At 49.3% G+C, this 24,092-nt stretch carries 24 protein-coding genes; 10 read left to right on the top strand and 14 right to left on the bottom strand.

What is annotated here, in order from left to right; genetic code table 11:
• From LG200_RS02820 to LG200_RS02835, 4 genes are all read right to left on the bottom strand, one after another.
• A complete protein-coding gene (locus LG200_RS02820) occupies positions 1-1,149 on the bottom strand; it encodes a cysteine desulfurase family protein (RefSeq protein ID WP_226756081.1) in 1,149 nt (382 codons plus the stop codon).
• A gap of 15 nt (positions 1,150-1,164) precedes the next feature.
• Entirely contained in the window at positions 1,165-1,644 is a 480-nt protein-coding gene (gene iscR / locus LG200_RS02825; protein ID WP_226756082.1) for a Fe-S cluster assembly transcriptional regulator IscR, read from the bottom strand.
• 100 nt (positions 1,645-1,744) lie between these two features.
• Positions 1,745-2,497 carry a serine O-acetyltransferase gene (gene cysE, locus LG200_RS02830; protein WP_226756083.1) on the bottom strand — a complete coding sequence of 251 codons (753 nt, stop codon included), beginning with the start codon at positions 2,495-2,497 and terminating at the stop codon, positions 1,745-1,747.
• Between the two features lie 77 nt (positions 2,498-2,574).
• Complete coding sequence (locus LG200_RS02835; RefSeq protein ID WP_226756084.1) at positions 2,575-3,324, bottom strand: RNA methyltransferase; 750 nt, start codon at positions 3,322-3,324, stop codon at positions 2,575-2,577.
• A gap of 125 nt (positions 3,325-3,449) precedes the next feature.
• On the opposite strand from LG200_RS02835, the gene LG200_RS02840 reads away from it, so the two are divergent.
• The 3 genes from LG200_RS02840 to LG200_RS02850 all read left to right on the top strand — a co-directional run bounded on the left by LG200_RS02840 (position 3,450) and on the right by LG200_RS02850 (position 6,544).
• Positions 3,450-4,256: an inositol monophosphatase family protein gene (locus LG200_RS02840; protein ID WP_226756085.1), complete on the top strand. Its 807-nt coding sequence runs from the start codon at positions 3,450-3,452 to the stop codon at positions 4,254-4,256.
• A gap of 294 nt (positions 4,257-4,550) precedes the next feature.
• Positions 4,551-5,882, top strand: coding sequence for a sensor histidine kinase (locus LG200_RS02845; protein WP_226756086.1), 1,332 nt, complete (start codon positions 4,551-4,553; stop codon positions 5,880-5,882).
• A gap of 20 nt (positions 5,883-5,902) precedes the next feature.
• On the top strand, positions 5,903-6,544 hold the full coding sequence (locus tag LG200_RS02850; protein WP_226756087.1) for a response regulator: 642 nt from the start codon (positions 5,903-5,905) through the stop codon (positions 6,542-6,544).
• Between the two features lie 300 nt (positions 6,545-6,844).
• Here LG200_RS02850 and LG200_RS02855 read toward each other — a convergent pair whose 3' ends face one another.
• Positions 6,845-7,483 (bottom strand): response regulator, encoded by a 639-nt coding sequence (locus LG200_RS02855; protein WP_226756088.1) that lies wholly within the window; start codon positions 7,481-7,483, stop codon positions 6,845-6,847.
• A gap of 1 nt (position 7,484) precedes the next feature.
• The gene (locus tag LG200_RS02860) at positions 7,485-8,798 is read right to left on the bottom strand and encodes a histidine kinase (protein ID WP_226756089.1); all 1,314 of its coding nucleotides are present in this window, start codon (positions 8,796-8,798) and stop codon (positions 7,485-7,487) included.
• 356 nt (positions 8,799-9,154) lie between these two features.
• On the opposite strand from LG200_RS02860, the gene LG200_RS02865 reads away from it, so the two are divergent.
• The 3 genes from LG200_RS02865 to LG200_RS02875 all read left to right on the top strand — a co-directional run bounded on the left by LG200_RS02865 (position 9,155) and on the right by LG200_RS02875 (position 14,452).
• A complete protein-coding gene (locus LG200_RS02865; RefSeq protein ID WP_226756090.1) occupies positions 9,155-11,371 on the top strand; it encodes a TonB-dependent receptor family protein in 2,217 nt (738 codons plus the stop codon).
• 204 nt (positions 11,372-11,575) lie between these two features.
• Positions 11,576-14,107 (top strand): DNA mismatch repair protein MutS, encoded by a 2,532-nt coding sequence (gene mutS / locus LG200_RS02870; protein ID WP_226757285.1) that lies wholly within the window; start codon positions 11,576-11,578, stop codon positions 14,105-14,107.
• Between the two features lie 96 nt (positions 14,108-14,203).
• A complete protein-coding gene (locus LG200_RS02875; RefSeq protein ID WP_226756091.1) occupies positions 14,204-14,452 on the top strand; it encodes a hypothetical protein in 249 nt (82 codons plus the stop codon).
• Positions 14,453-14,621: 169 nt separating this feature from the next.
• On the opposite strand, the gene LG200_RS02880 is transcribed toward LG200_RS02875, so the two are convergent.
• Both LG200_RS02880 and LG200_RS02885 read right to left on the bottom strand, forming a co-directional pair.
• The gene (locus LG200_RS02880; RefSeq protein ID WP_226756092.1) at positions 14,622-15,101 is read right to left on the bottom strand and encodes an FKBP-type peptidyl-prolyl cis-trans isomerase; all 480 of its coding nucleotides are present in this window, start codon (positions 15,099-15,101) and stop codon (positions 14,622-14,624) included.
• A gap of 10 nt (positions 15,102-15,111) precedes the next feature.
• Positions 15,112-15,573 (bottom strand): peroxiredoxin, encoded by a 462-nt coding sequence (locus LG200_RS02885; protein WP_226756093.1) that lies wholly within the window; start codon positions 15,571-15,573, stop codon positions 15,112-15,114.
• Between the two features lie 79 nt (positions 15,574-15,652).
• Between LG200_RS02885 and LG200_RS02890 the strand changes: the two genes are divergently transcribed.
• The 4 genes from LG200_RS02890 to LG200_RS02905 all read left to right on the top strand — a co-directional run bounded on the left by LG200_RS02890 (position 15,653) and on the right by LG200_RS02905 (position 18,548).
• Entirely contained in the window at positions 15,653-16,819 is a 1,167-nt protein-coding gene (locus LG200_RS02890; RefSeq protein ID WP_226756094.1) for a cupin domain-containing protein, read from the top strand.
• Between the two features lie 18 nt (positions 16,820-16,837).
• Complete coding sequence (locus LG200_RS02895) at positions 16,838-17,326, top strand: DUF7931 domain-containing protein (protein WP_226756095.1); 489 nt, start codon at positions 16,838-16,840, stop codon at positions 17,324-17,326.
• Positions 17,326-18,156, top strand: coding sequence for a secretin N-terminal domain-containing protein (locus LG200_RS02900; protein ID WP_226756096.1), 831 nt, complete (start codon positions 17,326-17,328; stop codon positions 18,154-18,156). Before LG200_RS02895 ends, LG200_RS02900 begins: the two co-directional genes overlap by 1 nt.
• A gap of 182 nt (positions 18,157-18,338) precedes the next feature.
• Entirely contained in the window at positions 18,339-18,548 is a 210-nt protein-coding gene (locus LG200_RS02905) for a hypothetical protein (RefSeq protein WP_226756097.1), read from the top strand.
• Between the two features lie 138 nt (positions 18,549-18,686).
• Here the strand turns inward: LG200_RS02905 and LG200_RS02910 are convergent, their stop codons facing one another.
• The 6 genes from LG200_RS02910 to LG200_RS02935 all read right to left on the bottom strand — a co-directional run bounded on the left by LG200_RS02910 (position 18,687) and on the right by LG200_RS02935 (position 24,070).
• Complete coding sequence (locus LG200_RS02910; protein WP_226756098.1) at positions 18,687-19,460, bottom strand: MBL fold metallo-hydrolase; 774 nt, start codon at positions 19,458-19,460, stop codon at positions 18,687-18,689.
• A 33-nt stretch (positions 19,461-19,493) separates the two neighbouring features.
• Complete coding sequence (gene bamC, locus LG200_RS02915) at positions 19,494-20,717, bottom strand: outer membrane protein assembly factor BamC (protein ID WP_226756099.1); 1,224 nt, start codon at positions 20,715-20,717, stop codon at positions 19,494-19,496.
• A gap of 28 nt (positions 20,718-20,745) precedes the next feature.
• The gene (gene dapA / locus LG200_RS02920) at positions 20,746-21,618 is read right to left on the bottom strand and encodes a 4-hydroxy-tetrahydrodipicolinate synthase (RefSeq protein WP_226756100.1); all 873 of its coding nucleotides are present in this window, start codon (positions 21,616-21,618) and stop codon (positions 20,746-20,748) included.
• Positions 21,619-21,815: 197 nt separating this feature from the next.
• The gene (locus tag LG200_RS02925; RefSeq protein WP_226756101.1) at positions 21,816-22,370 is read right to left on the bottom strand and encodes a YqiA/YcfP family alpha/beta fold hydrolase; all 555 of its coding nucleotides are present in this window, start codon (positions 22,368-22,370) and stop codon (positions 21,816-21,818) included.
• A 17-nt stretch (positions 22,371-22,387) separates the two neighbouring features.
• A complete protein-coding gene (locus LG200_RS02930; protein ID WP_226756102.1) occupies positions 22,388-23,173 on the bottom strand; it encodes a TIGR01458 family HAD-type hydrolase in 786 nt (261 codons plus the stop codon).
• Positions 23,174-23,293: 120 nt separating this feature from the next.
• The gene (locus LG200_RS02935; RefSeq protein WP_319004533.1) at positions 23,294-24,070 is read right to left on the bottom strand and encodes an elongation factor-1 alpha; all 777 of its coding nucleotides are present in this window, start codon (positions 24,068-24,070) and stop codon (positions 23,294-23,296) included.
• Between the last annotated feature and the right edge of the window lie 22 nt (positions 24,071-24,092).

Here is a 24,092-nt window from a genome sequence, read left to right on the forward strand (position 1 = left end):
CTAAACTGCTACCGCAGTTAATTTTCTCAATCTCGATAATTCATTTTTCAGTGCATGCAGAAAAAGGTCTATTTCTTCGGCAGTATTGTGAGTGCCTACGCTGACTCTCACCGCACCACGCGCCATATCCGCTTCCACGCCCATGGCCAACAGAACATGACTTGGCTCGGTGCTATCGCTGGAGCAGGCTGATCCACTTGCCACTGCAAAACCTTGGCGATCCAGTGCCATGACCAGTGTTTCACCTTCTATGCCAGCAAAGGCAAAGAAGCTTGTATTAGCCAGGCGCTCTGTACTTGCACCGAAGATGGTGGCATCCAGCTGTTTAAGGCCTTGTTCAAGTCTTTCACGCAGCATCTTGAGCTTAGTTGTGCGTTGCTGGATTTCGCGGCTGGCAAACGCACAGGCTGCGCCAAAACCAACAATCGCGGCAATATTCTCGCTGCCGCTACGCAATCCTTTTTCCTGTCCGCCACCATATAACAGCGGACGGATATCGATGCGCTTGTCCAGGATCAGCGCACCTGCACCCTGCGGGCCGTTGATCTTGTGGGATGACAAGCTCATTGCATGGACATTCAGATCGACGAAGTCGACGTTCATTTTGCCTAATGCCTGCACAGCATCGGTATGCATAAAAGCTTTGTGCTGTCTGGCGATTTCGCCAAGTGATGCGATGTCCTGAATCACGCCAGTTTCATTATTGGCAAGCATCACCGACACAATGTCGGTTTTCTCTTCCAATATGGCTGCTAATGCGGCCTTTTCAACCTGCCCATCACGGTTGCTGGCAATTTTTACCACTTTCCAATCGCGCCAAACCAATGCGTCGGCAGGCCGCGTTACGGCTGGATGCTCTATACTGCTAACGGCAATGCGGCCTGGTGCAAGCGCGTTCGCCGCACCACTAATCGCCAGATTGTCTGCTTCGGTACCGCTGCCAGTAAACACTACCTGGGAAGGATGCGCGCCCACAGCGTCTGCTACCTGTTCCCTGGCCTGGTCTATGGCGTTGCGGGCAGCACGGCCAAAAATATGGCGGCTGGTGGCATTGCCCTGCTGTCCCGACAAATATGGCAACATTGCCTGGAGCACTCGGGAATCCAGTGCTGTGGTGCCATTATTATCAAAGTAGACAGCGGTGCTCACTGTGTCAATCCAGCCTTATGCTGCCACCTGCGCATGCTGCAACTGGTTGTCACGGCTTTCTCGGCGGACAGCAAAGCGGATTTCCTTGCCTTCACGCTGCGATGCAACCAAGTCAGATAAAGCAACGCCAGAGAGATATTCCAGGATTTTGCTGTTCAGGCTGGACCAGAGATCGTGCGTCATGCATGGCTTGCCTTCATGGCAGTTCTCTTTGCCCCCGCATTGGGTAGCATCAATCAGTTCATCCACTGCAGTGATGATATCGGATACGGAAATATCGCTGTGTTTCTTGGCAAGCCTGTAGCCTCCACCAGGTCCGCGAACACTTTTGACCAGTCCGTTGCGACGCAGGCGGCTGAACAGTTGCTCCAGATAAGACAGGGAGATACCTTGACGCTCGCTGATACCAGCAAGGGTTACGGGTTTTTCCTCTTCGTTTAGGGCCAGGTCAAGCATTGCGGTAACTGCAAAACGGCCTTTTGTTGTTAATCGCATTTTTGTTTCCTAAAGTTATTCAGATAACGCGCCCAGACTGGCTTTGGCGCAGTGTCTTACGACTTGATTCTAGTGATGAAGTCTAGAATACCTGAATACTTTAGTCAACTATTTTGTTGATGAAGTTCACATCAAATGCCTTGCCTATTTCAGCGTCGGTATCCACGTCTGCGCCCAGCTTTTCGAGCTGCTGCATAACAGTCTGAAGTTGTGCATCCTGCTGGGCAATATGGTCTATTAGCACGTGTATAGCCTTGGCCATGGGATCATTCATATTGTCACTGACGCCATAGGCCGAGAAGCCGATTTTTTCTGCCATGTCATCACGCTGGCGAGATTTTTCCTGGTCCAGAATGCGTGCGGGAATACCAACGGCAGTTGCATTGTCTGGAATATCCTTTACCACGACAGCGTTGGAGCCTATTTTTGCTTTGACGCCGATAGTAATGGGGCCGAGAACTTTGGCTCCAGCTCCAATCACTACGCCGGCAAGCAGGGTGGGATGGCGTTTGCCCTTATTCCATGATGTGCCGCCCAGCGTGACCCCATGATATAGCGTACAGTCGTCTCCGATGACGGCGGTTTCGCCAATGACTACCCCCATGCCGTGATCGATGAAAACACGCCGACCGATCACTGCACCCGGATGGATCTCAATACCGGTGAACCAGCGGGCAATATGGGAAAAGAACCTGGCGATCCAGTAAAAGCGGTGTGTCCATATCCAATGTGAAATGCGGTGGATCAGCAGTGCATGAACACCGGGGTAAGTGGTGAGTATTTCCCAGCGTGTGCGTGCTGCAGGGTCGCGCTCGAATACGACGCTGATGTCTTCTTTGATATGGCTGAACATCTTAATTATTTTACTCTGAATTGTTAACAATATCTCGTCATCCCTATCCTGGGTCCATGGGTGAGACAAGGTCCAGGTTATTTTCTGTTTGCGGGTGGCCGAGGAGCCTGGGTTGCTGAGAGTATGCCTCGTAGGATATTGACCTCCTCTTTTTCCAGTCCGGTACGACCGAACAGGCGGCGTATCCTCTGCATCAATCGCTTGGGATATTCTGGATCCAGGAAGCCGATATCAATCAAGGTTTCTTCCATATGAAGATATAAACGCTCAATATCTTCGTTGGTTGCCAAAGGCTGAGGCGGATTGGTCACAGGCTGTGGATTGTCCATGGCCGCCATGCGCAGTTCGTAGCTGAACACCTGTACCGCAGCTGCCAGATTGAGTGATGAGTATTCCGGGTTGGCGTGGATCATGGATTGCAACTGACAGTGATTAAGCTCCTCATTGGAAAGGCCGCTCATTTCAGTGCCGAACACAATGGCGACTTGCTCTGTATGTGCCGCAGCCGTTGCCCTCAAGGCGCCATCCCGAGCAGAAACCAATTCATGTGAAAATTCACGTCTACGGGCACTCATGCCAATAGCAAGTGTGCAGCCCTCAAGCGCTTCTGTCAGCGTTTCGCAGATCAGGGAATTTTCAAGTAGATCATCCGCGCCGGAGGCCATTGCTGTTGCATCGGCATGCGGGAATGATTTTGGCTTGACCAGCATCAGGCGGCTAAGCCCCATTGTTTTCATCGCACGGGCCGCAGCGCCTATATTGCCCGGGTGACTGGTTTGGCAGAGGACTATGCGGATTTGTTGAAGTAGATTAGGTTTGGAGGTCATGGCAATAAGGCATTAAAATGCTATTTTACCAGTTCTTGGGCGCAGACTTAATTGTTGGGTGCGTCCATGTCTGACCTGTTCTTTAAAATTTGCCCGGTGTGCCGGGATATCATACGGAAAAATCTATGCATTTGTTGAATAATGCGGTCAAGGCCGCTCGCCGCGCTGGCGACATTATTAACCGCGCCTCCATGGACATTGGTGCGTTGACTGTACGCAGCAAGGACTATAACGATTTTGTCAGCGAGGTTGACCATGCTGCGGAAGCTGCCATTATCGAAGTGCTCAAGGATGCTTATCCTGATCATGGTTTTTTTGGCGAAGAGAGTGGACGCCAGGATGCAGATGCGGAAAGTGTCTGGATTATTGATCCGCTTGATGGCACAACGAACTTCCTGCATGGGTTTCAGCAATATTCAGTGTCGATTGCCCTGATGCACAAAGGACAAATTATCCGGGCTGTAGTCTATGACCCCAGCCGCAATGATTTATTTACTGCCATTCGTGGCGGCGGTGCCTTCCTTAATAACAAGCGTATCCGCGTCACTAACCGCCCCAAGATGCAGGATGCCATTATTGGCACGGGTTTCCCATTCCGCGATTTCACCCATCTTGATACCTATCTTGGAATGTTCAAGGACATGGTCAAGAAAACTGCAGGGATTCGACGTCCTGGGTCGGCGGCGCTCGATCTGGCGTATGTGGCTGCGGGCTGGTTCGACGGCTTCTGGGAAATCGGGCTATCTACCTGGGATATTGCTGCAGGCTCGCTGCTGGTACATGAAGCCGGTGGGCTGGTAGGTGACTTTGAAGGAAATGAAGGTTTTCTTGAAAGCGGCAATATTGTGGCAGCCAATCCAAAAGTATTTGTTCAAATGCTACAAACGTTAGCACCTCATTTGACAGAGGAACTCAAGTCTCGCCGCAAGTAGCCGGGCGAAAGTAAGGGCTTCTTCAGAAAAGAAAAAAGCCAGCGTGAAAACACGCTGGCGTTACACTATGGAGAAGTTGCAAAGAACATGGAGTGAACTCTTAACTTCTGCTTACCATTCTATTTGTCGATAGGTTATGTGGATGTAGGAATGTCTCATTTCGAGTAAGGGAATTGTTCATTAAGTTTGATTCTGCTAAATAATGAACATTGGGATTTTCTCCCGTATCTGTTTTCGGAGAACTGATTTAAATTGCGCAATCGTCTGCAACGGCTCACAAGATCCAGTTCCCCGATGAACCTGAAGCTTCGCCTTAACCTGATCATTACGCTCCTGCTAGCATTGGTATTATTTTTTGCAGCACTGTTGATGATCCACAATGCACGGAATGATGTACGTGCAGAAGTGGAGTCGACTGCAATGCTTGCCATGCATTTGCTTGATGCAGAAATTCTTCATTACACCTCGGATTTCGGCTGGCTGCGGAATGATGAAAAAAATCAAAGCTCAATTTTCAGGCTGCAAAGCTTGGAGAATGTCAGGCATCTCCGCATAGAGTTCTTTGATGCTTATGGACGTTTGCGGGATAGCAATATTCAACCTGATAAGGAAGAGGGTGTTTCCTGGCTGGTGCGTACCATGGGTTTTATTTCACCGGCTATGCCTGAGATACGGCGCAAGATTTTTGTCAATGGCCGCATGATAGGCGAGCTGGTTGTGACACCGGATCCATCATATGAAATTGCCGAGGTGCTTGATGATATTTTTGGATTGCTTGTGCTTGTGGCAATATTTTTTGTCGTTGTGAATGCGGTGGTTTACTGGGCAGTGGGGCGTGCCATGAGACCCGTAGATAGTGTCCTATCTGCTTTAAACGAACTTGAGCAGGGAAATCTCAAGGCCAGGTTGCCGGAGTTTGAGTTGCCTGAATTGTCGGGCATCAGCCGCAAGTTTAATGCGATGGCTGAGACCCTTGAAAAAAGTATACATAGCAATCATAAGTTGACGCAGCAAATGATCCGCTTGCAAGAAGACGAGCGCAAAAACCTTGCGCGTGACTTGCATGATGAGATTGGTCAGTATTTGACGGCCGCCCATGTAGATGCTTCTGCAATTCTGAATGCCAAAAGTATTGAGGGGGCAAAGGAAAGTGCAAAGGCAATCAGTGTGGTAGCCAGGCAGATGATGGATATAGTCCATGACATGCTGCAACGTTTAAGGCCTAGCGGGCTGGACGAGTTTGGTCTTGCAGTTGCCTTGACGGATCTGATTGATACGTGGCGCCAGCGCAACCGGGCAATTGAAGTGGATGTGGCTATTTCTGAAGGCTTGGAATCTGTGCAGGATGAAACCATGGCGATTGCTATTTATCGTATAGTGCAGGAATGCCTGACCAATATCACGCGTCATGCGCATGCAAAAAAAATAGCTATCCACGTTCAGTCTGAGAACTCGGCTATTGTTCTCAGGATAGATGATGATGGTCAGGGTTTTAATGTCGGGCAGGCGCCATCAGGATTTGGTTTGGCCGGGATGCGTGAACGAGTGGAAGGTCTTGGCGGAAAGTTTGAGTTAGACAGTGCTCTGGCAGCTGGTACGCGTATTTATGTCAAGTTGCCAATGTAAATAATATAAAAGGATAGGGAATGAGTGCCATTATTCGTGTCATGCTGGTGGATGATCATGAGGTCGTTCGCTCCGGTCTGCGCCGGTTGCTGGAGCAAAGTGATGGCATCGATGTCATTATAGAGGCGGATAGCGGTGAACAGGCTTACCAGCTCTATGGAGAGCATCTTCCTGATGTGGTCGTCATGGACATGTCCATGCCTGGTATGGGCGGTCTGGAAGCCCTGAGACGCATTGTGGCTCGGTATTCTCAGGCGCGGGTCGTGATTTTCTCCATGCATGAGAATGCAGCTTTTGCGTCACAAGCATTGAGCTCAGGCGCACGCGCGTATGTTGCAAAATCTGGCGCTGCAGATGATCTTGTGCAAGCCGTACGTGAAGTTTCAGTTGGCAAGGGATACCTCAGTTCAGGTATTGCGCAGAAAATCGCACTACAGAGCCTGTCTGGGGATGATGATCCTACACGATTGTTATCTGCGCGCGAGTTTGAGGTATTCCGATTGCTCGCCGAAGGACATGGTATTGAAGAGATTGCCACTATCCTCAAAATCAGTCAGAAAACGGTGGCTAATTATCAGACATTACTCAAACAGAAATTGGGGATTAGCAGCCCAATAGAATTGGTCAGACTGGCGATCAGGCATGGACTGATAGAGGGATAAAGCTATTTTGTTGCTATTGTGCTCGAGGATGATTAGTTATTCCTGATATTTGGTGAATTTATTCCTTATTGGGAATAAATCCCGATCATTTTAGGGAATTACTTGATGGATTATCTATGAGCTTAGGCATACGATACACATGAACAACTTGCGCACCCAGCGGAATAAGTAAGCCTAGCTCCCAGGCATGTTGTCCATACTCCATACCACTAAGGTTATACTGAAACCAGGCATCCAACCTGGTTTTTTTTTATCATCGAAAGATAATTGCTTGACGTTCAAGTCATTGAATCGTTATTGCTATTCGCGTTTTTGACTGATGCCGAACCGGATTGCCATATGGACCAGTTGGCCGGTAGTTTGAACATTCAGCTTTTGCCTGACCTGCGTTTGGATGTTGGCTGCAGTTTTGTATCCTATGTGCAATTGTTCTGCAATACCCGCCAGTGAAACGCCTTCGGCTATGCGCCTGAATACTTCGAATTCGCGAGGGGAGAGTTTCTCCAAGGGATTTTCTGAAGGTGAGAAACGATCCATGGCCAGATGCTGGGCCAGTTCGTGACCAATGTATCGTCCTCCGCGCAGTACTTGCTTCACTGCTTCGAGCAATACTTCGGGGGCATCGGTTTTAACGACATAGCCTTTGGCGCCAGCTTGCATGGCGCGCGCGGCATAGATATTGTCATCATGCATGCTGAATATAATCAATTTTGCGTTGGCATCGCGCGCGATAATCCGTTGCAGTGTTTCAAGCCCGCCTATTCCCGGCATATCTAAATCCAGGATTCCCAGATCAGGATGATGCTCTTGCCAAAGAATGGAGGTGCGTTCCCCATTTTCTGCTTCTGCGATGATTTTATAACCTGCATTTTCCAATAATGTGCGTAAGCCGCTGCGCACAACAGCGTGATCATCGGCTAGCAATATTTTATGAGCCATTTTATTTATTTTCCTGAATTGCTTGTGATGCTGTGGTCAATGGGATGCTGGCTGATATCAAAACCCCTGTGCCATTGCTATGAATGTAAAAAACGCCGCCCTCAGCCTCCACCCTTTCTCGCATTCCTGAAAGCCCGAATCCTGCACGCGGGGAGTGCGGTTTAAAACCTATACCATCATCTCGTATCTCAATAGAGAGGGTGTCAGATAAAATACCTCGTGTACGCATGATCTTGACGTCAACAGAATGTGCTTGGGCATGGCGTGCGATATTGGTCAGGGATTCCTGCACAATGCGATAAGCGACTATGCTGATTTTTTCAGGCAGGTTCTGACAGCTTTTTTCTAGAACTAATGAGCAGGTGATGCCAGGGTGTTGCTTCTTCCATTCATTCACCAACTGGTCCACTGCTTCAATTAAGCCATGTGCATCGAGCGCAGTGGGACGTAGCCGGTGAATCAGGCCCCTGACCCCTTGTTGAATATGCTCCACATGTGAATTGATACGTTTTGCATGTTCAGCGATGGTGTTGTCGGCATCTTTAGGCAGAGAAGCAATGTCCAGCCGGATAGCAGTTAAATACTGCCCCATTTCATCGTGGATTTCTCGCGCAATGTTTCTGCGTTCCTCTTCCTGTACTTGCATGGCGTGACGTGCCAGCGATTGGTTTTCTTTAAACAGGAGAGCAAGTTCACGTTCAGCCAGATGCTGCTCCGTGATGTCGGTAAAGAACCCATGAATATTTTTCTGTTCCGCTACCGGACTATCCAGCGTACAGGTCAAGCGGGCCATGACAATCCATGGTGCCCCATCGGGGCGCTTCACAGATAGTTCGGGAATATCCACTTTTTCGACTACCTTCAGTTTGTTGCACAAGTCATCCCAGTTTTTTCCTAAGGCATTACTCAGGTTAAGGGTGGCTTCACTTCTTCCGCACATGCTGCTAAATGCTTGATTGCAAATAAGGATGTTTCCTTGCAAATCTGCTACAAAATTACCGCACAATCCTTGATCAAAGAGCGTTTTGAACATGCGTTGGCTTTCTTTGGATGCATGTTCGGCCTCTACGCGACGTGTGGCTTCTGCTACAACTTCACGCATACGGCGGCGAGAAAACCAGATGGCAACTACTGCAGCTGAAAACAATACTAATGGCAGTTCATCCAATTGGAGAGATTCGTGGAGTAAAGCCCATTCAACAAATTTTTCTGAAAGATCCAGTTTTGCCGAAACAAAAAACACACTGGCGATAGTGAAAGTAGCGATAACAAGATCACGGTGAGACTGATTAAAACGACTCCAGAATGTGATCATGGGGGAGGATGGATGGTAAGTGTTCATTATCAGGGTATTTTGAATAGCGCAATCATTATGAGGAAGTGATTTTTTCCTGAAATCGCCTGGTAGATGGGAGGTTTGTGAATATTTCCTGATTGTGTGGTTGATTACATAATTTAACAATGGAGATTAATAATTAATATATTCGGGATTTATTCCCGGAATCATTTGTGATGAATTCCCCTTTTAGGTTTGGGCTTATCCCCGGAAACTCTCGCCTGTTGCTGATTACATTTTTTTACAATTACAAAAAATCAGTGATATTTATGGAGAAGACCAGGTTGGTCCTGAAGTTCAACCTGACATTAATGAGATTAAGAGGGAATTCCAACGTGATTAAAAAACCAATGATGGGGATGGCCGCCATGATTCTTGTGATGCCGGCTTTTGCGGCAGAACTAGCCAGCCAGCAAGATACAGCAAAGGCCACACCAGGTGATGAGCAATTGCTGACTGATAAGGTCAAAGTCACCAGTATCCTGCCTGACCGTCTGGAAGCGGTTCCAGGCTCTTTCAATGTCGTGGATGAAAAGGAGCTGAAGTCTCGCCAGCCTTTCAGCGTCCGTGAGGCATTGAACCAGGTGCCCGGCATTAATATAGTGGGCGAAGATGCCTTCGTCCTTGCTCCCAATATTGGTATTCGTGGCCTGAATCCGCGCCGTACTTCGCGCACTTTGCTGATGGAGGATGGCATGCCATTGTTCCTGGCGCCATATGGCGATCCGTCGGCACATTACTCCACTCCGCTGGATCGTGTAAGCCGCATTGAGGTAGTGAAAGGCTCTGGACAAACTCTATATGGCCCCCAAACGATAGGCGGCATGATCAATTTCGTGACTAAGCCTGTGCCAAAAGAATTCCAGGCGAGTGTCATGGCGATTATTGGCAATAACAACTTCAGTGGCGGACACGTCAATATCGGAACCGGTGGCGATTGGGGCGGGATCATGTTGGATGCTGTCAACCGCAAGGGGGATGGTATTCGCAGGAACCACGATTTTGAGATTAATGAGCTGACCTTGAAAGGGCAATTGAACCTTGATGACCGCAATACCTTGATCGCCAAGGTGGGCTGGTATGAAGAGAATTCCAGCGTTTCGGAAACCGGTCTGGGCCTGGTTGAATACAATGAGGACAAATACCAGGCACCTACTGGCAAGCAAGACTCTTTCAATCACACCCGAAAGACCCTACAACTGCAGCACATTTTCCAGGTGAACGACAAGGCTAAGCTGAGCACGCAATTTTATTATGCCAATTCCGAGCGTGCATCTTTTCGCCAGATCAATGATCCAGGTGGATTGGGAGGCCGCTCGGAAATGGATCGTTGTGCAGGCGTAGTGGCGACGGAGGCAAACTCGGCACAGTGTGGCGGTCGCTGGCGTCCCCGTGATTTTGATTATTGGGGTGTTGAGCCGAGACTGGATATAAGCCACAGCTTGTTTGGTATCGAGAGTGATGCCGTGATTGGCTTCCGTTATCACAAGGAAGACCAGAACCGCAATCAATACCGTGACGGTAACCCTTTGGCGCAGAGCCTGAATTGGGCGATTGCCAATGGTAGCCATCGTGAGGATATTCGGATTGATGTCGAGGCCAAATCCTATTATGCCCAGAATACCTTTTATCTGGGCAACTGGAGCGTGACACCAGGGTTGCGCGTGGAGGATGTGAAGAAGCGCACGAATATTGCCCGTGCGGAAGGCGCCTTGCAAGACATTCAATACGATAACAACGAGACAGTCTATCTGCCTGGCCTGGGAGTGGCCTGGAACGGGATTGCCAACACCACTTTCTTTGCTGGCATCCACCGTGGTTATGCGCCTCCGCGACCAGACAGGGATATTGCCCAGAATACCTTGGGCGACGTGGTGGCAAGCCGCACCAAGGCCGAGAAAAGCACCAATATTGAATTCGGGGTCAGGAGTCATTACTTCAAGGGGGTAACAGTGGAGTCCACGCTGTTCAATATTGATTTCGACAATATCGTGATTGGCACAGGTGACGGTTCCGGACGCTTTATCAATGCAGGCAAGGCCCAGCATACCGGGTTGGAAATCGCAGGCCGTGTTGATTTGGGCACGGTATACGATACACCACATAATTTTTATGTATCCGGTAACTACACCAGCCTGTTCACCGCGAAGTTCAGGAACAGCCGCACGATTGTTGATGAAGATGGCGATGTTACTACCGACAGCTTCGATAGTGGTAATCGCCTGACATATGCACCCAAGCATATTGCATCGGTCAATTTCGGCTATCAGCATCCAGTTGGGTTTGAGGCACGCATCGGGGTGGACTATGTCAGCAAGCAATATGCGGACAATACCAATACTACCGCGGCAAGTCTGTCAGGACTGACCGGTACCATTCCGTCCTACGCCTTGATCAGCGCTTCTGCCAGCTATCGTCCAATTGGCAGCAAGGCGACCTTTTTTGTCAGCGGCCATAACCTGGGAGACAAGGAATACCTTGCAAGCCGTGTAGACGGCATGGTTGCAGGCCGCCAGCGTCAAGTGTTTGGTGGCGTACGCTACGACTTTTAGTGCAACCTGATCCTTCCCCTGGGACTTGTTCCCAGGTTTTTGTTCAACGCCCCCTATGTGGGGCGTTTTTTTGCGCAGAGAATCTGGGGGCTACGGCTATAATAAATGGAATTGTAATGATGGATAAGCCTTGCTTCAGGCGAGGGCAGATAGGTTACTAACTTGAGCACAAACGACAGCACTTCTCTTGAACAACATACCCCGATGATGCGCCAATACTTGGGGATCAAGGCGCAATACCCGGACATGCTGCTGTTTTATCGGATGGGTGATTTTTACGAGCTGTTTCATGATGATGCTGAAAAGGCGTCGCGCCTGTTAGGCATTACCCTGACGAAGCGTGGAGCCTCCAATGGCGAGCCAATACGCATGGCGGGGGTGCCTTATCACGCCGCTGAGCAATATTTGGCCAAGCTTGCCAAGCTGGGCGAGGCTGTAGCTATTTGTGAACAGATCGGTGATCCTGCCAAGAGCAAGGGCCCAGTCGAGCGCCAAGTGACACGGATACTCACACCTGGCACATTGACGGATGCGGCATTGCTGGACGATACACGGGATAACCTGTTGTTGGCAGTGGCTAGAGGGGAAGGTGTGCTGGGTCTTGCATGGATCAATCTTGCCTCTGGTCGCTTCGTATTGAGTGAGATTGCACCAGGTCTGCTCGGGCAGGAGCTGGAACGCATCAGTCCGGCAGAAATCCTGCATGCGGATGATTTTTCTCATACTGCCATTGAGGTGAGCAAATGCTCCAAAAGGCGATTGGCTCCATGGCAGTTTGATATTGATTCATCCTTGCAGTCCTTGATCAAGCAATTCAATACGTATGATCTGAATGGCTTTGGCTGCGCGGATATGCAAGCAGCAATAGCTGCGGCGGGCGCATTGCTGGATTACGTCAAGCATACCCAGCGTACCACCTTGCCTCATATCAATGGGCTGTCAGTAGAGCAGGCCAGCAGTTTTATCCAGCTGGATGCTGCGACCAGGCGCAATCTGGAGATAGACCAGACGCTACGTGGTGAACCATCCCCTACACTCTATTCCTTGCTCAACACTACGCAGACCGCGATGGGTGCGCGGTTGCTACGTTTCTGGCTGCACCATCCCTTGCAGCATCAACAGGCAATCCTTGGCCGGCATGAGGCGGTTGCAAGTCTGCAAGCACAATACACAGCGCTCAGGCCTTTGCTGAGAAATATCGGGGATATAGAGCGCATCACGGCACGTATCGCCTTGAAAAGTGCACGGCCACGGGACCTGTCGGGTTTGCGTGACAGCCTCCGTCAATTGCCATTATTGCAACAACAGCTCCAACAGCAGTCATCAGTGTTGCTGCAAACGTTGTTACAAAGCTTGCAAGTCCCCGAGGATGTGCTTGAGATGTTGCTGGCTGCCGTCAAGGATGAACCTGCCGCTATATTGCGCGAAGGAGGGGTGATTGCCGATGGATTTGACTCAGAGCTGGACGAGTTGCGCGGAATACAAGCCAATTGTGGCGAGTTTCTGCTCAAGTATGAAGCTGATGAGCGTGCGAGGACTGGCATCAATAACCTCAAGGTGGAGTACAACAGCGTTCATGGCTTTTACATCGAGATCAGCCGTGCACAGGCAGAGACAGTACCGGCTGAATATCGTCGCCGGCAGACCTTGAAGAACGCTGAACGCTTTATTACCCCAGATTTGAAGACGTTTGAAGACAAGGTGCTTTCCGCCAACGAGCGTGCATTGGCTCGTGAAAAATGTTTGTATGAGCAGTTGCTGGAAAGCCTGTTGCCGCATATTCCAAGGTTGCAGCAGCATGCTGATGCTGTTGCCCAGCTAGATGTACTGGCCACGTTTGCTGAACGGGCAGACGTACTCAATTACGTGGCGCCTGAATTCACTACTGAGGCAGGGCTGGAAATCGCTGGCGGCAGGCATCCCGTGGTTGAGCAATTGGCCCAACCCTTTATTGCCAATAATGTTTCTTTATCCCCTTATCGCCAGTTACTGTTGATTACCGGTCCCAACATGGGGGGTAAATCAACCTATATGCGGCAGACTGCGCTGATTGTGCTATTGGCGCATTGTGGGAGTTTTGTGCCCGCAGCCTCTGCTCGTCTGGGTGCTATAGACCGTATTTTCACTAGGATCGGGGCTTCAGATGATCTGGCTGGAGGACGTTCCACTTTTATGGTGGAGATGACCGAAACTGCCAATATTCTGCATAATGCTACTGAGCGCAGCCTGGTGTTGCTGGATGAAATAGGGCGCGGAACTTCCACTTTTGATGGTCTTTCGCTGGCATGGGCCGTGGCGCGGCAACTGCTGGAAAAAAATCGTAGTTATACATTGTTTGCCACGCATTACTTTGAGCTCACGCGCATTTCCGAGGACTTCAAGCAGGCGGCCAATGTTCATCTTGATGCCGTTGAACACGGGAATGGCATCGTTTTCCTGCATAGCGTGGAAGAAGGTCCAGCCAGTCAGAGTTATGGTTTGCAGGTAGCCCAATTGGCTGGGATTCCAAGGTCTGTTGTAAATGCCGCCAGGCGCAAGCTTGCCCAGCTGGAACAGAGCCAGGTGGCGCAGCAGAGCCAAACCTCTGCGTGGCAAGGAGACATGTTTGTAGCAGCGCAAATTGAACCTGAGCAACCAGTGCATCCAGTGGTGATTGAGCTGGAAACTATAGATCCTGATGAGTTGACACCCAGGCAGGCCCTGGAGGTTTTGTACAAATTGAAAAAATTAAGTTAGGGATTGGACATAATTCTGAAACAACTCATTGCGACAATATGAACCGTAACCTTTATCAAAGGCTACGGTTCAATAACTTAATCCCAAAAGGAAAATATGGTCGTCGAGTATTTCATCAAGATAGTCATTCCAGTGGTGTTCTCCACTTTAGTTGCCATGATCGGCTGGTTCGCCGATGAAATGGCCGGTGCGTTGATCGCTGGTGGTTCTGCTCTGGCAATTTCTGCCGGTTGGACCAGCTATAACTGGGCACTTGCAGCCAGGCAGTCGCGTATTAACGAACGTCTAGCCAAGAGAAAGCATGCACGTGCAAAAAAGACAGTGCGCCAGGTGTCTTGCGCCTGATCTCTATTGCTGAAGCTATAGCGTAGCGGCGTATGTCGCCGGATTGATCAAAGTAAAAGCAGCCAGTGGCTGCTTTTTTTATTGCCTGTCTCACATATCTGTTGAAAACCAGCTTAAGAGAGATTGTGTATTTACTTCGCCATCTTTTATGGGATGAAGAATACCATCATCAATGGTGATGACCGCCCGCGCCATGTACATGCCCGTGCTCTACCTCTTCCTTGCCAGCAGTACGTACATCCGTGACAGATGCCTTGAATAAAACACGTTCGCCGGCCCATGGATGATTGCCATCCACAACGACCTTGCCATCTTCAATGTTGGTGATGGTATAGAGAATCACTTCGCCGGATTCATCTTCACCTTCAAACTGCATACCTACTTTCAGGTCCTGGCTAGGGAACGCAGAAGCTGGTTCCATTTGTACCAGTTCTTCATCGTACTCGCCAAATGCGTCAGCAGGCTCCAAAGTGAGCTCAATCGTGTCACCTTTGGATTTGCCATGTAGTTCCTCTTCTACACGCGGGAAAATGTTGTCGTAGCCACCGTGTAAATAACTGACTGGTTCTTTGCTGGCTTCGAGGACATTGCCATCACTATCGCGCAGTTCGTAGGTAATGGTTACAACAGTGTTCATGGCGATTTGCATGAAAAACCCTTCAAATTGATTTAATAAAATTAAGTATTTCGGCAGCGTGGCCTTTGGCTGTGACGCCATATTGCGCCAAGCGTAACATTCCGGCAGTGTCGATGACAAATGTAGAGCGGACTATGCCCATTTTCCTGATGCCATCCTTTTCTTTTTCCTGCCATACGCCATATTGCTGGCATACCTTGCCATCCATGTCAGAGAGCAAGCTGACGGCAAGGCCATGCTTATCGCGAAAATCAGCATGACTGATGCAGTCATCCCGGCTGATGCCGATGACCAGCGCATTGTGGCGTATAAACTCGTCTTCCAGGTCACTGAACTCAATGGCCTCCAGTGTGCAGCCGGGAGTGTCGTCCTTGGGATAAAAGTAGAGTACGACAATACTATCGCGCAACTGGGATAGGCTGATGGATTGCATATCTGCATCAGGCAATGTGAAATCCGGCGCTGGAGTATTTTGCTGCAACATGGCGTGATTTGCAGTAAGTGAATAGTCGAGATTCTAACCTAATTTCTAACCGGCGTAAGCAATGGGATATGATGTGTGAATGAAAAATAATCCGACGCACCATTATTCTCTATCTCAGCCATTGGCCTTGCTGAGCGGCATGAATGCAGAACAGTTTCTTGCTGAGTACTGGCAGAAAAAACCTCTATTGATCAGGCAGGCGATTCCCGGTTTCAGTGGGCTACTCAGCCCAGATGAGCTGGCTGGGCTTGCTTGTGAAAGTGATGTGCAATCGCGTCTGATTTCTCATAAGAAATCCGGCTGGAAGGTTGAGAATGGCCCTTTTGATGAACGGCGATTTGCCAAGTTGCCACCCAAGGATTGGACGTTGTTGGTGCAGGGTGTCAATCATCATTTGCCTGAAGCCGATCAGCTGTTGCAGCAATTCAGATTTGTGCCTCATGCCAGGTTGGATGACCTGATGGTAAGTTTTGCACCTGACGCAGGTGGTGTTGGCGCGCATTTTGACTCTTACGATGTCTTCCTCCTGCAAGGCGAGGGCAGGCGTCTCTGGCGTATCAGCGAGCAAAAGGACCTGGCGCTGGTCGAGGGCGTTCCCTTGCGTATCCTACAAAACTTCCAGACAGAGCAGGAATGGGTGTTGGAGCCGGGGGATATGTTGTATCTGCCACCCCACGTGGCACATTGGGGAATAGCGGTCGGCGCCTGTATGACCTATTCAATTGGTTTCCGTGCACCATCCGCTCAAGAATTGGCGAGTGAATTCCTGAGCTTCTTGCAGGACAAAATCAAGTTGACAGGCATGTATGCCGACCCGGATCTCCCATTGCAGCAGCATCCGGCAGAAATTGAGCAGCATATGGTGCAAAAGGTGAGCAATATGCTGAACGCAATCCGCTGGGAAAAGGAGGATATTGCAGAGTTTATTGGGCGATATCTTTCTGAGCCAAAATGCCATATTGTCTTTGACAGCCCTGCCAGTGTGACGCTCAAAGTCTTTAGGCAACGCTTGGCCAAAAAAGGAATTGCATTGTCTGGCAAGAGCCAGATGCTGTTCCATGGAAACTCTTTTTTTCTGAACGGAGAGCAGCTGAGTACATTACCTGCCCATCATGCGCTATGGGTGGAATTGGCGGATGACAGGCAATTGGCCAGCTCTCGTTTTACCGAGGAGTTGCTGAATGATGCTGAGCTGATTGAGCAATTGCTTGGCTGGTACCAGGCCGGGTATGTGCAATTTGTTTGAACAGAGCTTTAAGCCATCATGAGCTCATTGCCGGAACATCAAATCCTGCTCGGCGAATTCGATTATGCACATACACTTGATTGCATCATTGGAAGGGCTGAATCCAGCCTGCTGATTTTTGATATTGATCTACGAACAGGCAATTACGCTAGTGCTCTCCGCTACCAGCAATTGCACGATTTTTTTGCCAATAGTATCCACTCCACTCTTACCATGGTATTGCACGATACAAGCTATCTGGAACTACATTGTTTTCGCCTCTTGAAGTTGGTGCAGCAATATGGGCATCGCCTCGTGGTTTATCAGGCTTCAGACCAGGCCCGAGTGGCCATGGATCCATTTATTGTGGCTGATAACAGGCATTATGTGCGACGTTTTCATGCCGGCCATGCCAGATTCAAGTATGCTTTCAATGACTTGGATGCCAGTAGCATGCTGAATCGGCGTTTTGCCGAGTTGCTGGAGTCTTCTACCCACAGGTTTACATTAACTCGTCTGGGGCTGTGATGCGATTATTGCTGATAATGCTGGTGCTGATGGCTGTTCGTGCAGAGGCGGGGGCGCTCGATTTCAAGATGATTACGCTGCAACATCGTTTTCCGCAAGACATCATGCCTGCAGTGGAGCCATTGGTGGGACCTGGGGGCACAGTGAGTGCCATAGATAATCATCTGGTGGTACGTGCGACTCCGGAGCGCATGCAGGCAGTGGAAGAGCTGGTGGCAAGACTGGATACTGCCCGGCGTAATCTGAGAATCACTATCAGCCATGAGGATGATATGCAGAGTGAGGCCAGGCAAACAGGTGTGAATGGACGAGGCCGGTTTGGCAATATTGAAATAGGCACAATTGATGGTTCGCAAACATATTCTCAAGACAGGCGGCAGGATAATGCTGGACTCAATATCAATCTTGAACGTAGCCAAGGCCAGGTGAGCCATAGTGGGCAAGAGTTTGTTACTGTGATTGATGGTGAGCGTGCATTTATACGTGTAGGGCAGTCTGTGCCTTATACCCAGCAATGGATGGCATTGACACAGCGTTACCTTAATGTGCAGCAGACAACGGAGTTTCACGAAATCTCTACAGGCTTTGCAGTGCGGCCTCGATATATAGGCAGTCAGGTGGAGCTTGAGGTAACACCACGCATCGCTCGCCTGAATGAACGCGGATTTATCGATTTCGAGGAGTTGTCCACTATTGTAAGAGTGACTCCGGGAGAATGGCTTGATCTTGGAGGTGTCATGAAAGGGCGCGATCAGGTGAGCAGTGAGATCCTTTCGCAAGGCCAATATGCAGAGGGGAAAAGCACACAATTGCGAATCCGCATCGATTAAGTTCTTTAGAATGGATATTTTTAGCGAAAAACCTGTGAATTTGTGTCAAATAAGGCTTCTAGGCCAAAAAACAGTGGTATTTTTTGTGAGAGCTGGTAAAATTTTTGGCACTCGGTTGGTTGTTTAAGGCTCACCGTAACTGGTTTTATATTTATTATTGTCTACATCTTAAGGGATAAAAAATGACACGTTCTGCTCTGCTTGCCGCTCTGCTCGCACTTGCTCTGACCGCTTGTGGTCAAAAGGAAGAAGCTCCTGCTGAAGCTCCTGCTGTTGAAGAAGCTGCACCTGCAGTTGAAGCACCTGCAGTTGAAGAAGCTCCAGCTGAAGTTGCACCTGCTGAAGAGGCTCCAGCACCTGCTGAAGAAGCTCCAGCTGAAGAAGCTAAGTAATTTAACGCTGGCTTATTAGGCCAGCTTTGAATTATCTAAGCAAAAAGCCGACTTAATGTCGGCTTTTTGCTTTGTGTGGCGCATACAAGGTTTTTAGTGATACAGGTGTGTGCCGTGGGTATAGCAGCCCTGCTGCGGCTATACTAACTGGCGCCAATCAAAGCCCAGCGACTGTCCCGCAATTCCTATCCATTCACTTTCACAATTCAGGCTGCGGCTTAGCGCGGCACGTGCCAGTTCTGGTGCGTTGTTCTTTTCACTGAGATGGGCGGCAATGATGTGTTGTAACTTGCTGTTGTCCAGCCTGGAAAGCAAGGTGGCCGCACTTTCGTTGTCCAGGTGCCCCAAGCGACCACCTACCCGTTGTTTGAGTGATCGTATATAAGGGCCATTCTGCAACATTGCAATATCGTGATTGCATTCAAGCACTAGCGCGTCACAGGCAGTCAGCATGGCTTCTATGTGTGGTGTTGAGCAGCCGGTGTCCGTCAGTATCCCCAGTTTGTGCCGGCCATCTTCAAATAGGTACTGCACAGGTTCGCGCGCATCATGTGGAACCGGGTAAGGGTGTATTTCCAGATCAGCGATACTGAACCGCTGGTGACTGTCTATAGTATGAATTTTAAAACTTCGTTGTTTGGGGATTAATCTCTCGCTCATGGCGAGGGTGCCATGTGTAATCCAGACAGGGATGCCATACTTGTTGGCAAGCTTGAAGACTCCACTGGTATGGTCGTCATGCTCGTGACTGACAAGAATGCCGGTGATCTGTTCAGGCTCCAGGCCCAGCCTGTGGATGCGAGCGACGGCATCACGCAGTCCAAAACCGCAATCAAGCAATAAGCGGGTGGTCTGTTGCTCGACAATCAGGCCATTGCCCGCACTGCCACTACCCAGCGAGGCAAAGCGCATATGGATAATGGACTGGCAGGCGGTAGAACATGGTTATTTCAGTTGCTCATAAAGTAGCGTGATAATGCGGTTGGCCGTGCTGGAATGCTCGCGGTTGCCATCCTTGTCGGTTACTGTGACTATGGAGCCACCGGAACTGGAATTTTCCACCTTGACGTGATACTGGTTTTCACCTGACTTACGCTTCTTGCCAGATTTATCGTTGCCTTCATCCTTGTCATCACCCCAGAATTTCAGGGTTGCCAGCAGGCCCTTCTTCTCTTTGGGGGCGTCATCAATATCAATGTCGGTATATCGTACAAAGAACAAGCCACTGGATCGGTCTCGATCTTCAACCACAAAACCTATGCGATCCAGGGCAAGGCCAACACGGCGCCATGCACGATCAAATGCATCATTGGTGCTAAGGTTCAAGGTGCCATCCGCTTCCTTGTTGACGTTTGCACGTAGCTCTGTAGTCGGATTGGCAATGATGGCGCGTGATTTCTTTTCCTCGACTCCAAGGCGTACCATCAGGCGGCGTAACAATTCTGCATCAATGTCTTCAGCAGTGGACTTGGCCTCATCTCCCTTGTTTCTAGAGGTCTTAGTCGGGGCATAGCCCATCTCAACCTCACCCGCAATAGTGCGAACCTTGACCTTGCCATCATCTGGAACATTGCTGACAGCGCGATGGCTCATGTAGATTTCAGTAGTACCAGCTTCCTGGCCGCGATCAATACGGGTACGGAATTTCTGGCGGCTTTGCAGGCTGTTGAGCTTGTCCAGCCATCCCTGGAATTTCTCCAGGTAGCTTTTATCATCCGATTGCAGTGAGCTCGGGTCTACCCATTCGGTTTCCATAACCCCGGTCTGTGCATTTTCGGTACGTACAGCAAAACCCAGGTCAGCCCAGAATTCGCGAATCACTGGCCATACCTTTTCTGGTGGTGCATTGACCACTAGCCAGCGCTGAGATCCTGCCCGTTCCATCTTGACCCCGTCAGGCGTAGGTAGCAATTTCTCCTGTTCATTTTCCTGCTGGCCGCTTTCATTCAAGCCTTGGCTGTAATCAGAATAGTTGGTTGCAGCGCCGGGGATAGCATAGGCGTCACTGGCGGAAATGTTGGTCAGGTCAGGAGGCACTTCCAGGGGGCGTGAACGTCCAGCAGCCTTGTAGTCGGAACTGGTGTCAATAAATGGAATTGAATCACAACCGCTTACTGTCAGGGTCAGTAATGTGGCCAATAAAACAGGTTTGAAAGTAAATTGATTCATGGTTTCTCTTGACTGGTAAACGGTAGCATCAAACAGCGGCTTGCTTCATGGCGCTGCGTAATGTTTCATGGAATTGAGCTGAAAGTGGCACTAAAGGTAAACGGATGCCACCTTGAATCAAACCCATCTCTTGCAATACCCATTTGACAGGGATTGGGTTGGCTTCGACAAACAATTTCTGGTGAAGTGCGAAGAGTTTTGCATTAATCTTGCGTGCTTCATCGATTTTGCCATTTTGTGCAGCTACACACAGCTCACGCATGAGCTTGGGGGCTGCATTGGCAGTAACGGAGATGACCCCGTGTCCACCGAGCAATAATAAGGCCAGGCTACTTGCATCGTCACCACTGTAAATTGCAAAATCGGCCGGGGCTCGCAGAATAAGATCCGTACCGCGTTCTATGCCGCCAGTAGCATCCTTAATGCCGATAATGTTCTTGAGGCCGGCCAGGCGCAATATAGTGTCATTGTTGATGTCGCAACCAGTTCTGCCTGGCACGTTGTAGAGAATTTGCGGGATATCAACGGCTTCAGCCACGGCATGAAAGTGCCGGTATAAACCTTCTTGTGTTGGCTTGTTGTAATAAGGTGCAACCAGAAGGCAGGCGTCTGCTCCTAGTTCTTTGGCCTTGCGGGTGAGTGCGATTGCTTCGCTAGTCGAGTTGGCACCAGTGCCTGCAATGACCGGAACGCGGCCTGCTGCATGTTCTATAGTTGTTTGGATCAGCAACGCATGCTCAGTGAAGTCCACAGTAGGAGATTCACCTGTAGTGCCGACAACGACAATACCGTCAGTGCCTTGTTCGACATGAAAATCTATAAGTGAGCGTAATGCCTTGATATCTAAACTGCCATCATCGTGCATGGGGGTGACAATGGCAACGAGACTGCCTTGCAGCATGTTAAACAACCTGATAATGAATAAACCTGAACATTCTAACTGAAACTGGCATAACAATAATATGATTTTATGCCATCGCCATATGGTAAAACATTGTGAGGGCGGCGCTTTTCATTGACCCTCGCGCTGCAATTGCCAATTGAAAACACCCCATTAATTTGGCTTCCAGATGATGATGCCATCAAACAACATCAATACTAAAATCGCCTTGTCATCAAACGTATATTTTCCAGCAGCAAATCCGTGCGTGCAAAACGATGATTTCCTGCCCCCGGGAGCAATAGTTTTGCCTTGCCGACAAAGTTTTTCACACTTTCCTGATAGGGGATCAATTCATCCCCTTGCTCGTGTAATACCGTGATGTATCTTGGTTTGCCAGGGAAGCGGAACCGCTGATATTGAGCCAGGTGATGTTTGGTCAATAAGCCGGTTTCGTGGGTATAGAAATTTTCTACTGGGCCTACATAACGCTGGAGACTGATTTCAGGTGACATGCAGGGGTTGATCAACAAGCAAGGTAATTTATATTGGCTGGCCAGGTGATAAGCCCAAAAGCCGCCCAGTGATGAGCCTGTGAGTAGAAGTTTTTCTGAAAGCAGGGGTTCTATGCAATGAGTAAGCTGGGCATAGGATATTTCTGGGTCCCAGGAGTTGTAGTCGGGGATCACAATCCCCGGGAATTGTGCTGTTAATAGTTTGGATTTTTCACTCAGTGGGCTAGAGTTAAAGCCCGGCATATAGACAATATTCAAATATCCGCTTTCCGATGTTAATAGGATACCAAGCCCAGCAGGGGCGGTAGGTCGCTGATGGAGTCTATCACCATGTCAGGCTTGATGGTTGAGGACTCAAGGTAGGATTGGCGAAATTTGCCCGTGCGCACCAGGATACCCCTCAGGCCCGCTTTTTGTGCACCGCCAATGTCAGAGTCTATGTCATCGCCAATGACCAGAGCCTCAGAAGCTGGCACCTTCAGGTCTGCCAATGCAATCTGGAAGAAGGCGGTTGAGGGCTTGCCTATAATCATGGCTTCAGTGCCTGACGCATATTCGAGGCCATCAATAAAACCGCCAATATCCATTTTCAGCCCCTCGTTTGTTTGCCAGAAGCGATTCTTATGTATGGCAATCAACTTGGCGCCATTTTTCAGGCAATTGAAGACTTCATTCAGCATTTCATAAGACCATGCATCACCAATATCGCCTACAACAATATATTCAGCATCGGTCTTAGATTGACGAAAATGTGAAAAATCCTGCTTGACGTCTTCGGTCAGCAGGAAGCGGCATACAGGGTTACCCAATTGCTCAAGGTATCTGAGTGCTGCTTCTGGTGCGCTGATGATTTCTTCAGGCGAAATGTAAAACCCCATACCCGTGATCTTTTTGTGCAGAGATTTGCGGGAAAGGGTGCTGGTGTTGGTGAGGAAGCGACAGGCAATGCCTCGCACCCTCAGCAGGTCAACGGTTTCAATGGCACCCTCTATCGGACTGTTGCCGATATGCAGTACACCATCCAGGTCAAACAAGACTGCATTAACAGAAGACGTATCCATCGCGAGTTCTCCTAGTGGGGTATGTCTAGTAGATCTCAAGCAAAGCCTGTGCCGGTATTCATGAAAAACAACGGAGGCAGGAGCCTCCGTGTAGCCTAGCACGATATTGTGACAACTTGCTTAATGCTTCAAGTCAGCTTCCCAGGCGTTACCGTAGATTTTGCCATTGCGGGAAAGGATGAGCATCTGGTACATGCTGGTGAACCACATGAAGGTGGAAGCGATGCTGTAACCTACGCCGCCGATAATGGTAAGCCACGCAAAGCCTGGATTCCATTTTGTCAGCCACCAGGAGAGTACGTCCAGGATGAGGAAGGCGAACGGGAAGGCAATCGCTAGAATCTTCAATATGCGTGGCACATTCACCGCAAAACTGAAAATAAAAGCCATAAAGAAGAAAATAAAACTGATGCCGAACAAGTGTATGTGTGACACGCGGGTAAGGCTTTGCACGCTGGCACCTTCGTTGATGGCAGCTACTTTTTTGACTTCGTCAAACTTGGTGAAGTTGGGAATGCCGGGAATATTGCTATGGCACATGACACAATGTTGAGCAAACACCCCTTTGAAGTGGTTTTCCCATTCTGCTTCAGGTGCGCCTTCTCGTGCCCATTTGATGATTTCCAGTTTAACTGCCGGTGGTGCATGGTCCTTCATAGAGCCATTAAGCTTGCTCTCCAGTTTGCTGCCACTGCGATCACCATAATAACTATAAACAATATCATCCTTGGAAAGACCTAATTTCCCATCGGCCATGCCATGAGTCAGCATGATTTGTAACCCGGCCATACAGAGACCAACACCAATCACTAAAAGATAGCCGGCAAATAAAACTTTGAGTGAAGTAGGAAGGTTGGGCAAATTTAGCCAGGGAAGGCTGGAGGAAGTGTCTTTCATAAACAGTCTCGTCAAGCATTAA

Source organism: Methylobacillus caricis (assembly GCF_020532705.1).
In the GTDB taxonomy this organism is placed as follows: Bacteria; Pseudomonadota; Gammaproteobacteria; order Burkholderiales; family Methylophilaceae; genus Methylobacillus; species Methylobacillus caricis.